8 protein-coding genes and 2 pseudogenes are annotated in these 13,336 nt (G+C 71.6%); 5 read left to right on the top strand and 5 right to left on the bottom strand.

Translation table 11 applies throughout. The annotated features are described in order from the left end of the window. Positions 1 to 1,814: pseudogene (locus ABTY04_RS38805) on the bottom strand (hypothetical protein); the annotation flags it as partial. A 309-nt stretch (positions 1,815 to 2,123) separates the two neighbouring features. On the opposite strand from ABTY04_RS38805, the gene ABTY04_RS38810 reads away from it, so the two are divergent. After that, positions 2,124 to 3,995 carry an AMP-dependent synthetase/ligase gene (locus ABTY04_RS38810; protein ID WP_502996813.1) on the top strand — a complete coding sequence of 624 codons (1,872 nt, stop codon included), beginning with the start codon at positions 2,124 to 2,126 and terminating at the stop codon, positions 3,993 to 3,995. A 228-nt stretch (positions 3,996 to 4,223) separates the two neighbouring features. Here ABTY04_RS38810 and ABTY04_RS38815 read toward each other — a convergent pair whose 3' ends face one another. Continuing rightward, complete coding sequence (locus tag ABTY04_RS38815) at positions 4,224 to 4,898, bottom strand: LppU/SCO3897 family protein (RefSeq protein WP_352218148.1); 675 nt, start codon at positions 4,896 to 4,898, stop codon at positions 4,224 to 4,226. A 231-nt stretch (positions 4,899 to 5,129) separates the two neighbouring features. Here ABTY04_RS38815 and ABTY04_RS38820 point away from each other — a divergent pair, with 231 nt between their 5' ends. Further along, the gene (locus ABTY04_RS38820; protein ID WP_352218149.1) at positions 5,130 to 5,864 is read left to right on the top strand and encodes a hypothetical protein; all 735 of its coding nucleotides are present in this window, start codon (positions 5,130 to 5,132) and stop codon (positions 5,862 to 5,864) included. Positions 5,865 to 5,981: 117 nt separating this feature from the next. On the opposite strand, the gene ABTY04_RS38825 is transcribed toward ABTY04_RS38820, so the two are convergent. Continuing rightward, the gene (locus ABTY04_RS38825; protein WP_352218150.1) at positions 5,982 to 6,560 is read right to left on the bottom strand and encodes a hypothetical protein; all 579 of its coding nucleotides are present in this window, start codon (positions 6,558 to 6,560) and stop codon (positions 5,982 to 5,984) included. A gap of 216 nt (positions 6,561 to 6,776) precedes the next feature. Here ABTY04_RS38825 and ABTY04_RS38830 point away from each other — a divergent pair, with 216 nt between their 5' ends. After that, positions 6,777 to 7,355, top strand: coding sequence for a hypothetical protein (locus ABTY04_RS38830; protein ID WP_352218150.1), 579 nt, complete (start codon positions 6,777 to 6,779; stop codon positions 7,353 to 7,355). Between the two features lie 117 nt (positions 7,356 to 7,472). Here ABTY04_RS38830 and ABTY04_RS38835 read toward each other — a convergent pair whose 3' ends face one another. Then, the gene (locus ABTY04_RS38835; RefSeq protein WP_352218149.1) at positions 7,473 to 8,207 is read right to left on the bottom strand and encodes a hypothetical protein; all 735 of its coding nucleotides are present in this window, start codon (positions 8,205 to 8,207) and stop codon (positions 7,473 to 7,475) included. Positions 8,208 to 8,438: 231 nt separating this feature from the next. On the opposite strand from ABTY04_RS38835, the gene ABTY04_RS38840 reads away from it, so the two are divergent. Continuing rightward, entirely contained in the window at positions 8,439 to 9,113 is a 675-nt protein-coding gene (locus ABTY04_RS38840) for an LppU/SCO3897 family protein (RefSeq protein ID WP_352218148.1), read from the top strand. A gap of 228 nt (positions 9,114 to 9,341) precedes the next feature. Here ABTY04_RS38840 and ABTY04_RS38845 read toward each other — a convergent pair whose 3' ends face one another. Then, positions 9,342 to 11,213: an AMP-dependent synthetase/ligase gene (locus ABTY04_RS38845; RefSeq protein WP_502996813.1), complete on the bottom strand. Its 1,872-nt coding sequence runs from the start codon at positions 11,211 to 11,213 to the stop codon at positions 9,342 to 9,344. A 309-nt stretch (positions 11,214 to 11,522) separates the two neighbouring features. Here ABTY04_RS38845 and ABTY04_RS38850 point away from each other — a divergent pair. Next, positions 11,523 to 13,336: pseudogene (locus ABTY04_RS38850) on the top strand (hypothetical protein); the annotation flags it as partial.

Raw genomic sequence — 13,336 nt, 5'->3', positions numbered from 1 at the left:
GCGGTTACTCCTGTGACCGGGATTCCGGCGGTGCCGGTGACCTGGAGGGTCGCCGTCCCGCCCTGACCCACCTTCGCCTTCGGCACGCCCAGTCCGCTACGGGTGTCCATGAGCCGCGTGGGCGTGATCGGCTTGTACGTACCCAGGCCGGAGAGCGGAGGCGGTGTCACCGTCAGCGTGCCGCGCGCGTACTCGCTGCCCAGCGTGACGACGCTGATGTTCCAGTTGCCGGCAGGAGCCGTGCGCAGGTCCACGGTCGCCTTCAGCGTCCGCGCGTCGTCGGAGACCGACACGGTCGTGGCCGTCAGCGGCGCCGGGCCGCCGGTCAGCCGGACGGTGGTGCCCATGCCCAGCGCAGTGCCCTGCACGGTGAGGGTGGCGACCGTACCGCTCTGCGCAGTGCCCGGCGTGACCGTACCGACGGACACCTCCTCGGAACCGCAGGGCGCGTTGGTGCAGACGAGATTCGCGCGGTAGGCCGAATGGTCGGACCAGTTCGTCAGGGAGAGGACGAACAGGCCCTGGTCGGCGCCCTGGCAGTCGTACGACCACGAGGACGAGCCGCCCGTGCAGAGGTCGCGCCCCGCGCTGTTGTAGAGCGTGGGCTGCGGGCCGGGCGAGCCATCCGTGGCGGTGGAAGTTACGTCGGCCCTGAACTGGTCGCCCGAGACGCTCGGCAGGACGGCGCACACGCCGGTGTGCTGCTCGTTGAGCGTGCCGGTCAGCGGGCCGTACCCGTACGCGACCGATCCGACCCGGGTGCACTCGGGGGCGGGTCCGGCGGCCGTGGCGATCCGCCAGGCGTCGAGGCGGTAGCCGGCGGGCAGGTAGTAGTTCTCCGGGACCTGGGTGACCACCTGGTAGCCGGTGGAGCCCGTGGGGGTGCACGTCGAGGTCTGCTGGTGGCAGGAGATGCCGCCGTTGTTGTCCATGACCAGCACGTGCGTGCCGTCGTGTACGTCCCGCGGGTTGATGTGCAGCCGGTCGGTGGCGGCGTCCGTGGTGATCCGGTGGCACCGCAGGGTGCCGATCCGGCCGGACTTTCCGGTGATGGCCGGGGCGCCGATCGCCGTCGCGGCGGACACGGTGCAGCCCCGGGCGCTGGCGGTGACGTCCCAGCGGTCCAGGGTGTGGGTGCGCGGGGCGTCCTGGCCCTGCACGAGCACGGTGTAAGCCTTGCCGGCAGTGAAGAAGCAGCTGGTGAGGCCGTCCGTCCGGATCTGCTGGCCGGGGGCAGGGTGGCTGTAGCAGGAGGGCGGCCCGTTGCCGTCGGTGTCGACGATGCTGATCGCGGAGCGCGGGAACAGGTCCGTGTCGTCCGGGAAGCCGTAGCGGATGCGCAGGAGCTCGGAGGTGGAGTGCGCGTCGGCCGGGATGCTCAGGCAGTGCGAGAAGACACCGTCGCCGGTCTCCAGCCGCACGGCCGCAGCGTCGTAGTCGAAGCTCCCGGCGGGCAGGACCTGACAGCCGTTCTGGGCCACGTCCGTACGGACGAAGTGGACGCCGTACGCCCCGGTCGCGGTGGTGTCCTCGGCGTGCACGAGTGCACGGAACGGCGCCGTTCCGGTGAGGGCGCAGCCACCCCGGGCGAGAACGGCGGCGGTGCACTGTGCGGCGCCGTTCTTGTCGACCACCTCGACCTGGACGGTCACGCCCGCGCCGCCGAGCGAGGTGAGGGCGGCGATCCGGGCGCCCTGCGGGCTCGGCAGCTCCAGGCAGTGCGTCTGCCCGGCGGCGGTGAACTCTCCTGCGTACCGCCCCTCAGCGACGGCGACGCAGTCCTGAGCGGCGGGCGCGGCATGAGCGGTGCTCACCGGCAGGAGAAGCGAGGCGAGGACGGCCAGCAGGCTCGTCAACGCGGTGGAAACCGGACGTCTGACGGACGCCAATGGCGTTGGCATGAACCCCCCAGGGTGATGTGCGACGAGTGATCGTCGCACACGCCTTCGATGTGGCGGTGCGGAGGTCGGTGTTGCCGGGGGTGAGGGTGGTGTCGGTGGGCGTGCGGGTGGTGTGGAGGAGTCGCACGGGTTCGTTTCAAGCCATGTGGAAGGGGTGGCCAGTGGAGTTGCCCCTGCGTAGATTACCGGCGGTAACTCCCGAGTCGAGCCGAGGAGAGCGCCGTGGAAACCGTGGGACCCGAGCCGAGGCTGGTACCGCCCGTACTGACCGTCGTCGACGGGGTGGTGCGGGAGGCGGCGGTACCCGCGCTGGTCGGGGTGCCGGAAAGCGGGTCGCTTGGGGACATCCCGTTCCAGAACGCCCGCGAGGCCCCCGGCGAGGTGGTGCTCGCCCGCAAGGAGCGCGACGGGAGCTGGCGCGACGTCACCGCCGCCGAGTTCGGGGCCGAGGTCATGGCCGTCGCCAAGGGCCTGATCGCCGAGGGGCTGCGCGAGGGGGACCGGTTGGCGATCATGGCCAGGACCACCTACGAGTGGACCCTGCTGGACTTCGCGGGCTGGGCCGCCGGGCTGGTCACCGTGCCGATCTACCCGACGTCGTCCGCACTCCAGGCCCGCTGGATCATCCAGGATTCCGGCGCCGTGGCCTGCGCCGTCGAGGACACCGCGCAGGCCCGCATCATCAGCGCCGAACGAGCCCACCTGCCCTGGCTGGCGCACCTGTGGGAGTTCGACACCGGCGCGGTGTCGCGCCTGGTCAAGGCCGGCAAGGACCTGCCCGACGCCGTGGTGCACGCGCGCCGGTCCGTCCGTACGCCGGACTCCGTGGCCACCCTCATCTACACGTCCGGCACGACCGGACAGCCCAAGGGCTGCGTGATCACACACGCCAACTTCTTCGCCGAGGCCGACAATGCGGTCGAGCTGCTGCACCCCGTCTTCAAAACCGTCAGCAAGGACCCCGCCTCCACCCTGCTCTTCCTGCCGCTCTCGCACGTCTTCGGGCGGATGGTGGCCGTGGGCTGCATGCGGGCGCGGGTGAAGCTCGGGCACGCGCCGAGCATCCGGACCGAGGACCTGCTGGCCGATCTCGCCGGCTTCCGGCCGACGTTCCTGCTGGCCATCCCGTACGTGCTGGAGAAGGTCTACAACACCGCCCGCGCCACCGCCGAGCGGATGGGCCGGGCCTCGTCCTTCGACCGGGCGGCGCGGATCGCGCAGCGCTACGGGGAGACCGTCGAGGGCCGGACCCCGGGCATGGGCCTGCGGGCGGCGCGGGCGCTGTACGACCCGCTCGTCTACCGGCGGATCCGGGCGGCCCTGGGCGGGCGCGTGCGGTACATCCTGAGCGGGGGCTCACCGCTCGGGCGGCGGCTCGCGGCGTTCTACACCGGCGCCGGGATCGAGGTCTTCGAGGGGTACGGGCTCACGGAGACGACCGGGGCCAGCACCGTGACCCCGCCGCTGAAGCCGAGGCTCGGGACGGTCGGGTGGCCGCTGCCGGGCACGGCCGTGCGGATCGCGGAGGACGGGGAGGTGCTGCTGTGGGGCCGGCACGTGTTCGCGGGGTACTGGAACACGGCTCACGAGCCGCCGCGCGGCGGCTGGCTCGCCACGGGGGACATCGGGGAACTGGACGCCGAGGGGTACCTGACGATCACCGGCCGGAAGAAGGACCTGATCATCACCTCCGGCGGCAAGAACGTGGCCCCGGCCCCGCTGGAGGACTGGCTGCGGGCCCACCCGCTGGTCGGCCAGTGCATGGTCGTCGGCGACAGCCGGCCGTACGTCACGGCGCTGATCACCCTGGAGCCGGAGGGGCTGGCGCACTGGCGGCAGATGCGGAAGAAGACGGACGTGCCGACCAGGGAGCTCGTGAGGGACGAGGAACTGCGGGCGGAGATCCAGCGAGCGGTGGACGAGGCGAACCGGCTGGTGTCGCGGGCGGAGTCGATCCGGCGGTTCACGGTGCTGCCGCGGGAGTTCACCGAGGCCCGGGGCCATCTGACGCCGTCGCTGAAGCTGAAGCGGGGCGTGATCGCGCGGGACTACGAGCGGGAGATCGAGGACCTGTACCGCCGGACCCAGCCGTAGCGGCTGTGTCCATGGCACCGACCGTTGCGAGTACCGCGCGCGCCGCCGGCCCCCCTCGGGCCCGCGCCTGCAACCCGGACCGGCCCGCCGGGGGCGCCGAGGAGCTCTCGCCGGGCTCACCCCCGCCCCGGGCGTCGGCCTCCGTCCGCCCGGCGCCGTCCGGGACGCCCCAGACGCGGAGTGCACGGACCCCGCCGGCAGGTGGTCCCGGCCGGGCGGGGGGACGCCTCAGCGGGCGTACGACCCTAGCCCGACCAGGCAGTACACGTACTCGTTGATGGTGACCCCGCCCCGGCTGTAGCGGTACGAGAACGCGTACTGGGTCTTCGGATTGGCGTTGCAGCGGTTCAGGTCCGACGTCAGCGGGATGCTCTCGATCACCTTGTAGTGCGCGTCGGACGCCGAGCAGGAGACCTCGTCCACGCCGGTGACGCGCTGCGCGGTCGTCGAGTCCGGCAGCGTCCCGTTGAGGCAGGTGCCCCGGTCGAAGGGGCTGGGGGCCGCCTCGGAGGGTGCGGCGACGGGATCGGTCGCACTGCTCGCCGGGGGCAGGGCCGGGGCCGGCGACCAGGAGCTGTACGAGGGCGTGGGCGTGGGCGTGGCGCCGGCCGCGCCCTTGCCGTCGTCCCCGCTGTTCAGCAGGATCGCGCCGATGATCACGGTGGCGACGACCCCGAGCGTCGCCACCAGGCATCCCCGCGAGTTCGACGCGGGCGCCGGCCCTGGGGCGACCCGGATGCGCAGCAGCACCTCGTCCTCGCCGAGTCGGGCCCGCACGAGGTCGCCGTCCCGGGCGGGCGGGATCCTGAGCCGGGCCGTGCCGGTCGGCAGCGGCACGGTCAGGATCACGCCATGGGCGGCCTGCTGAGAGGTGATCGTGATCGGGATCTCCTGAGACTCCACCGGCTTCTCCACGTCGAAGGGGAAATGCCTGACGCATCCTCATGAAGTCTGCCCCGCTGCCCTGTTGGGACGCATCCGTTCCGCCGGGTGCCCGGCCACCCGGTGGAGGCAAAGCCTCCACATCACGGTCAAAGTCTGAGGAACTCTTGAGCCGGAACGGTTTGGTCCGCTGGTTGAGTGACTGCCACAAGCCACCCCCCAACCCGAAAGGGTCAGTCACCCATGTCTGCCATGGCAACAACCCGTCGCCGCACCGCAGTTGTCCTCGCCGGTCTCGCCACCGCCGCACTGCTGGGCACGGGTACCGCCAATGCCTCGATCATCGCGCCGGACGCCCTGCGCATCGCGTCCTACGAGAACAGCCTGAAGAACAGCACCGAGCCGGAGGCCGCGGCCACCCTCAAGCAGTTCGACGCGCTGGCGCACGACAAGAAGGTCAAGTTCCTCGACTACACCGAGGACCCCGAGAACCTCAAGGCCCTGCTCCAGGAGGCCGCCGACGTGCCCGAGGCCGGCACGACCGTGCACAGCCTCGTGAACCTCAAGGGCGGTGACGTCCAGATCGAGGCCGACAGCGACGCCACCTTCAAGCCCGACGACACCGACGCCGCGGCGGTCGCGGCCCGCGGAAAGCTCTCGCGCGGCTGGTGGGACACCACGTACTCCGTGAAGCAGAAGATCTTCGGTGTCACGGTCACCAAGCTGAGCCTGTGGGTGAACTACTACACCGACGGTTCGAAGATCACCAAGGTCGACCACGCGGACTGCGGCAAGCGGAACTACAACGCCGCCGTCTCCATCGGGCACGGCGTCCCGAAGGCGCAGCTGGCCAGCGGCACGGCCATCGGCGAGGTGATCTGGGAGGGCTCGATCATCTACCGCGGCTTCGGCATCGAGATCGACAAGCGGCACCAGGTCAAGGCCGACGCCTACGGGTTCAAGAGCGGCTACCTGAAGAACATCTAGCCGAACAGGTGCAGCCCGGGCGGCCGTCGGCCTCCCGGGCTGCACCGCCAGAGCGTGATCCCGCCGGGGAACGTGGCCCAGGCCCGGGAGCCACGGCCGGTCCGGGCCCGGCCGTCATCAGGACTTCAAGGTGAAACCACCCTTGACGACCTTGTCGTACGGGGCCGGGGCCATGCACCGGGACAGGGTCTTGTCCGCCGCTCCGGAGAGGCCGACGCGGGCGGGGCCGCCGCCCTTGCCGGGGACGTAGAAGCTCATGCCCAGGCGGACGTGGTCCTTCAGCATGTCCTGGAAGGGGTCCGGCGGAAAACCGCCGCCCTGCGGATTGTTGCTGGCGGCGACGATCCGGCCGGTCACCGTCGCGTTGGGGCCGCCCTTGGTCATGCAGTCGACCTCCATGTCGGCCCAGTAGGTCCGGGACCCGCCGTCCGGCTGGGGCATCGTGTGGGAGAGGCGCAGGGTGCCCTCGGACTTCACGGGGAGCCACGGGCCGTCCTTGGTGTAGGTGGCGCGGGCGTCGACGGTGACCTGGATGTCCTCGCCGGCCGTGGGGTAGTCGAGGTGCGCCGAGCCCTTGATGCGGGCGGTGGTCTCCGCCGCCGGCGGCGGGGTCACGGCCGAGGCGGTGGCCGCCGTGCCGGTCAGGGCGGCGGCCAGGGCGAGGACGGCGGCGATCCGAAGGGTCCTGTTGCGCATGGCGGTGATGCTCCGATCGAGGAGAGGCCGGTGCGTGTGCTTCCCCTCGATCCTCGCGAGCGGCGGGGTCCCGTACGTCGCCCGCCGGAGCGATGTGGCCTCCCCCGCGCGGGGGAGGCCACATCGCTCCGGCGGGCGACGTACGGGACCCCGCCGCTCGCGAGGATCGAGGGGAAGCACACGCACCGGCCTCTCCTCGATCGGAGCATCACCGCCATGCGCAACAGGACCCTTCGGATCGCCGCCGTCCTCGCCCTGGCCGCCGCCCTGACCGGCACGGCGGCCACCGCCTCGGCCGTGACCCCGCCGCCGGCGGCGGAGACCACCGCCCGCATCAAGGGCTCGGCGCACCTCGACTACCCCACGGCCGGCGAGGACATCCAGGTCACCGTCGACGCCCGCGCCACCTACACCAAGGACGGCCCGTGGCTCCCCGTGAAGTCCGAGGGCACCCTGCGCCTCTCCCACACGATGCCCCAGCCGGACGGCGGGTCCCGGACCTACTGGGCCGACATGGAGGTCGACTGCATGACCAAGGGCGGCCCCAACGCGACGGTGACCGGCCGGATCGTCGCCGCCAGCAACAATCCGCAGGGCGGCGGTTTTCCGCCGGACCCCTTCCAGGACATGCTGAAGGACCACGTCCGCCTGGGCATGAGCTTCTACGTCCCCGGCAAGGGCGGCGGCCCCGCCCGCGTCGGCCTCTCCGGAGCGGCGGACAAGACCCTGTCCCGGTGCATGGCCCCGGCCCCGTACGACAAGGTCGTCAAGGGTGGTTTCACCTTGAAGTCCTGATGACGGCCGGGCCCGGACCGGCCGTGGCTCCCGGGCCTGGGCCACGTTCCCCGGCGGGATCACGCTCTGGCGGTGCAGCCCGGGAGGCCGACGGCCGCCCGGGCTGCACCTGTTCGGCTAGATGTTCTTCAGGTAGCCGCTCTTGAACCCGTAGGCGTCGGCCTTGACCTGGTGCCGCTTGTCGATCTCGATGCCGAAGCCGCGGTAGATGATCGAGCCCTCCCAGATCACCTCGCCGATGGCCGTGCCGCTGGCCAGCTGCGCCTTCGGGACGCCGTGCCCGATGGAGACGGCGGCGTTGTAGTTCCGCTTGCCGCAGTCCGCGTGGTCGACCTTGGTGATCTTCGAACCGTCGGTGTAGTAGTTCACCCACAGGCTCAGCTTGGTGACCGTGACACCGAAGATCTTCTGCTTCACGGAGTACGTGGTGTCCCACCAGCCGCGCGAGAGCTTTCCGCGGGCCGCGACCGCCGCGGCGTCGGTGTCGTCGGGCTTGAAGGTGGCGTCGCTGTCGGCCTCGATCTGGACGTCACCGCCCTTGAGGTTCACGAGGCTGTGCACGGTCGTGCCGGCCTCGGGCACGTCGGCGGCCTCCTGGAGCAGGGCCTTGAGGTTCTCGGGGTCCTCGGTGTAGTCGAGGAACTTGACCTTCTTGTCGTGCGCCAGCGCGTCGAACTGCTTGAGGGTGGCCGCGGCCTCCGGCTCGGTGCTGTTCTTCAGGCTGTTCTCGTAGGACGCGATGCGCAGGGCGTCCGGCGCGATGATCGAGGCATTGGCGGTACCCGTGCCCAGCAGTGCGGCGGTGGCGAGACCGGCGAGGACAACTGCGGTGCGGCGACGGGTTGTTGCCATGGCAGACATGGGTGACTGACCCTTTCGGGTTGGGGGGTGGCTTGTGGCAGTCACTCAACCAGCGGACCAAACCGTTCCGGCTCAAGAGTTCCTCAGACTTTGACCGTGATGTGGAGGCTTTGCCTCCACCGGGTGGCCGGGCACCCGGCGGAACGGATGCGTCCCAACAGGGCAGCGGGGCAGACTTCATGAGGATGCGTCAGGCATTTCCCCTTCGACGTGGAGAAGCCGGTGGAGTCTCAGGAGATCCCGATCACGATCACCTCTCAGCAGGCCGCCCATGGCGTGATCCTGACCGTGCCGCTGCCGACCGGCACGGCCCGGCTCAGGATCCCGCCCGCCCGGGACGGCGACCTCGTGCGGGCCCGACTCGGCGAGGACGAGGTGCTGCTGCGCATCCGGGTCGCCCCAGGGCCGGCGCCCGCGTCGAACTCGCGGGGATGCCTGGTGGCGACGCTCGGGGTCGTCGCCACCGTGATCATCGGCGCGATCCTGCTGAACAGCGGGGACGACGGCAAGGGCGCGGCCGGCGCCACGCCCACGCCCACGCCCTCGTACAGCTCCTGGTCGCCGGCCCCGGCCCTGCCCCCGGCGAGCAGTGCGACCGATCCCGTCGCCGCACCCTCCGAGGCGGCCCCCAGCCCCTTCGACCGGGGCACCTGCCTCAACGGGACGCTGCCGGACTCGACGACCGCGCAGCGCGTCACCGGCGTGGACGAGGTCTCCTGCTCGGCGTCCGACGCGCACTACAAGGTGATCGAGAGCATCCCGCTGACGTCGGACCTGAACCGCTGCAACGCCAATCCGAAGACCCAGTACGCGTTCTCGTACCGCTACAGCCGGGGCGGGGTCACCATCAACGAGTACGTGTACTGCCTGGTCGGGCTAGGGTCGTACGCCCGCTGAGGCGTCCCCCCGCCCGGCCGGGACCACCTGCCGGCGGGGTCCGTGCACTCCGCGTCTGGGGCGTCCCGGACGGCGCCGGGCGGACGGAGGCCGACGCCCGGGGCGGGGGTGAGCCCGGCGAGAGCTCCTCGGCGCCCCCGGCGGGCCGGTCCGGGTTGCAGGCGCGGGCCCGAGGGGGGCCGGCGGCGCGCGCGGTACTCGCAACGGTCGGTGCCATGGACACAGCCGCTACGGCTGGGTCCGGCGGTACAGGTCCTCGATCTCCCGCTCGTAGTCCCGCGCGATCACGCCCCGCTTCAGCTTCAGCGACGGCGTCAGATGGCCCCGGGCCTCGGTGAACTCCCGCGGCAGCACCGTGAACCGCCGGATCGACTCCGCCCGCGACACCAGCCGGTTCGCCTCGTCCACCGCTCGCTGGATCTCCGCCCGCAGTTCCTCGTCCCTCACGAGCTCCCTGGTCGGCACGTCCGTCTTCTTCCGCATCTGCCGCCAGTGCGCCAGCCCCTCCGGCTCCAGGGTGATCAGCGCCGTGACGTACGGCCGGCTGTCGCCGACGACCATGCACTGGCCGACCAGCGGGTGGGCCCGCAGCCAGTCCTCCAGCGGGGCCGGGGCCACGTTCTTGCCGCCGGAGGTGATGATCAGGTCCTTCTTCCGGCCGGTGATCGTCAGGTACCCCTCGGCGTCCAGTTCCCCGATGTCCCCCGTGGCGAGCCAGCCGCCGCGCGGCGGCTCGTGAGCCGTGTTCCAGTACCCCGCGAACACGTGCCGGCCCCACAGCAGCACCTCCCCGTCCTCCGCGATCCGCACGGCCGTGCCCGGCAGCGGCCACCCGACCGTCCCGAGCCTCGGCTTCAGCGGCGGGGTCACGGTGCTGGCCCCGGTCGTCTCCGTGAGCCCGTACCCCTCGAAGACCTCGATCCCGGCGCCGGTGTAGAACGCCGCGAGCCGCCGCCCGAGCGGTGAGCCCCCGCTCAGGATGTACCGCACGCGCCCGCCCAGGGCCGCCCGGATCCGCCGGTAGACGAGCGGGTCGTACAGCGCCCGCGCCGCCCGCAGGCCCATGCCCGGGGTCCGGCCCTCGACGGTCTCCCCGTAGCGCTGCGCGATCCGCGCCGCCCGGTCGAAGGACGAGGCCCGGCCCATCCGCTCGGCGGTGGCGCGGGCGGTGTTGTAGACCTTCTCCAGCACGTACGGGATGGCCAGCAGGAACGTCGGCCGGAAGCCGGCGAGATCGGCCAGCAGGTCCTCGGTCCGGATGCTCGGCGCGTGCCCGAGCTTCACCCGCGCCCGCATGCAGCCCACGGCCACCATCCGCCCGAAGACGTGCGAGAGCGGCAGGAAGAGCAGGGTGGAGGCGGGGTCCTTGCTGACGGTTTTGAAGACGGGGTGCAGCAGCTCGACCGCATTGTCGGCCTCGGCGAAGAAGTTGGCGTGTGTGATCACGCAGCCCTTGGGCTGTCCGGTCGTGCCGGACGTGTAGATGAGGGTGGCCACGGAGTCCGGCGTACGGACGGACCGGCGCGCGTGCACCACGGCGTCGGGCAGGTCCTTGCCGGCCTTGACCAGGCGCGACACCGCGCCGGTGTCGAACTCCCACAGGTGCGCCAGCCAGGGCAGGTGGGCTCGTTCGGCGCTGATGATGCGGGCCTGCGCGGTGTCCTCGACGGCGCAGGCCACGGCGCCGGAATCCTGGATGATCCAGCGGGCCTGGAGTGCGGACGACGTCGGGTAGATCGGCACGGTGACCAGCCCGGCGGCCCAGCCCGCGAAGTCCAGCAGGGTCCACTCGTAGGTGGTCCTGGCCATGATCGCCAACCGGTCCCCCTCGCGCAGCCCCTCGGCGATCAGGCCCTTGGCGACGGCCATGACCTCGGCCCCGAACTCGGCGGCGGTGACGTCGCGCCAGCTCCCGTCGCGCTCCTTGCGGGCGAGCACCACCTCGCCGGGGGCCTCGCGGGCGTTCTGGAACGGGATGTCCCCAAGCGACCCGCTTTCCGGCACCCCGACCAGCGCGGGTACCGCCGCCTCCCGCACCACCCCGTCGACGACGGTCAGTACGGGCGGTACCAGCCTCGGCTCGGGTCCCACGGTTTCCACGGCGCTCTCCTCGGCTCGACTCGGGAGTTACCGCCGGTAATCTACGCAGGGGCAACTCCACTGGCCACCCCTTCCACATGGCTTGAAACGAACCCGTGCGACTCCTCCACACCACCCGCACGCCCACCGACACCACCCTCACCCCCGGCAACACCGACCTCCGCACCGCCACATCGAAGGCGTGTGCGACGATCACTCGTCGCACATCACCCTGGGGGGTTCATGCCAACGCCATTGGCGTCCGTCAGACGTCCGGTTTCCACCGCGTTGACGAGCCTGCTGGCCGTCCTCGCCTCGCTTCTCCTGCCGGTGAGCACCGCTCATGCCGCGCCCGCCGCTCAGGACTGCGTCGCCGTCGCTGAGGGGCGGTACGCAGGAGAGTTCACCGCCGCCGGGCAGACGCACTGCCTGGAGCTGCCGAGCCCGCAGGGCGCCCGGATCGCCGCCCTCACCTCGCTCGGCGGCGCGGGCGTGACCGTCCAGGTCGAGGTGGTCGACAAGAACGGCGCCGCACAGTGCACCGCCGCCGTTCTCGCCCGGGGTGGCTGCGCCCTCACCGGAACGGCGCCGTTCCGTGCACTCGTGCACGCCGAGGACACCACCGCGACCGGGGCGTACGGCGTCCACTTCGTCCGTACGGACGTGGCCCAGAACGGCTGTCAGGTCCTGCCCGCCGGGAGCTTCGACTACGACGCTGCGGCCGTGCGGCTGGAGACCGGCGACGGTGTCTTCTCGCACTGCCTGAGCATCCCGGCCGACGCGCACTCCACCTCCGAGCTCCTGCGCATCCGCTACGGCTTCCCGGACGACACGGACCTGTTCCCGCGCTCCGCGATCAGCATCGTCGACACCGACGGCAACGGGCCGCCCTCCTGCTACAGCCACCCTGCCCCCGGCCAGCAGATCCGGACGGACGGCCTCACCAGCTGCTTCTTCACTGCCGGCAAGGCTTACACCGTGCTCGTGCAGGGCCAGGACGCCCCGCGCACCCACACCCTGGACCGCTGGGACGTCACCGCCAGCGCCCGGGGCTGCACCGTGTCCGCCGCGACGGCGATCGGCGCCCCGGCCATCACCGGAAAGTCCGGCCGGATCGGCACCCTGCGGTGCCACCGGATCACCACGGACGCCGCCACCGACCGGCTGCACATCAACCCGCGGGACGTACACGACGGCACGCACGTGCTGGTCATGGACAACAACGGCGGCATCTCCTGCCACCAGCAGACCTCGACGTGCACCCCCACGGGCTCCACCGGCTACCAGGTGGTCACCCAGGTCCCGGAGAACTACTACCTGCCCGCCGGCTACCGCCTCGACGCCTGGCGGATCGCCACGGCCGCCGGACCCGCCCCCGAGTGCACCCGGGTCGGATCGGTCGCGTACGGGTACGGCCCGCTGACCGGCACGCTCAACGAGCAGCACACCGGCGTGTGCGCCGTCCTGCCGAGCGTCTCGGGCGACCAGTTCAGGGCCGACGTAACTTCCACCGCCACGGATGGCTCGCCCGGCCCGCAGCCCACGCTCTACAACAGCGCGGGGCGCGACCTCTGCACGGGCGGCTCGTCCTCGTGGTCGTACGACTGCCAGGGCGCCGACCAGGGCCTGTTCGTCCTCTCCCTGACGAACTGGTCCGACCATTCGGCCTACCGCGCGAATCTCGTCTGCACCAACGCGCCCTGCGGTTCCGAGGAGGTGTCCGTCGGTACGGTCACGCCGGGCACTGCGCAGAGCGGTACGGTCGCCACCCTCACCGTGCAGGGCACTGCGCTGGGCATGGGCACCACCGTCCGGCTGACCGGCGGCCCGGCGCCGCTGACGGCCACGACCGTGTCGGTCTCCGACGACGCGCGGACGCTGAAGGCGACCGTGGACCTGCGCACGGCTCCTGCCGGCAACTGGAACATCAGCGTCGTCACGCTGGGCAGCGAGTACGCGCGCGGCACGCTGACGGTGACACCGCCTCCGCTCTCCGGCCTGGGTACGTACAAGCCGATCACGCCCACGCGGCTCATGGACACCCGTAGCGGACTGGGCGTGCCGAAGGCGAAGGTGGGTCAGGGCGGGACGGCGACCCTCCAGGTCACCGGCACCGCCGGAATCCCGGTCACAGGAGTAACCGC

Origin of the sequence: Streptomyces sp. NPDC097981, from assembly GCF_040302565.1 — a bacterium.
Taxonomy (GTDB): domain Bacteria; phylum Actinomycetota; class Actinomycetes; order Streptomycetales; family Streptomycetaceae; genus Streptomyces.
Note: the sequence above shows the minus strand (reverse complement) of the source record. Positions and strands in the feature narration are given on the sequence as shown.

Excerpts from the sequence above, each read along its gene's own strand:
- ABTY04_RS38820 (WP_352218149.1), top strand. The coding sequence starts at position 5,130 with ATGGCAACAACCCGTCGCCGCACCGCAGTTGTCCTCGCCGGTCTCGCC.
- ABTY04_RS38825 (WP_352218150.1), bottom strand. The coding sequence starts at position 6,560 with ATGCGCAACAGGACCCTTCGGATCGCCGCCGTCCTCGCCCTGGCCGCC.
- ABTY04_RS38830 (WP_352218150.1), top strand. The coding sequence starts at position 6,777 with ATGCGCAACAGGACCCTTCGGATCGCCGCCGTCCTCGCCCTGGCCGCC.
- ABTY04_RS38835 (WP_352218149.1), bottom strand. The coding sequence starts at position 8,207 with ATGGCAACAACCCGTCGCCGCACCGCAGTTGTCCTCGCCGGTCTCGCC.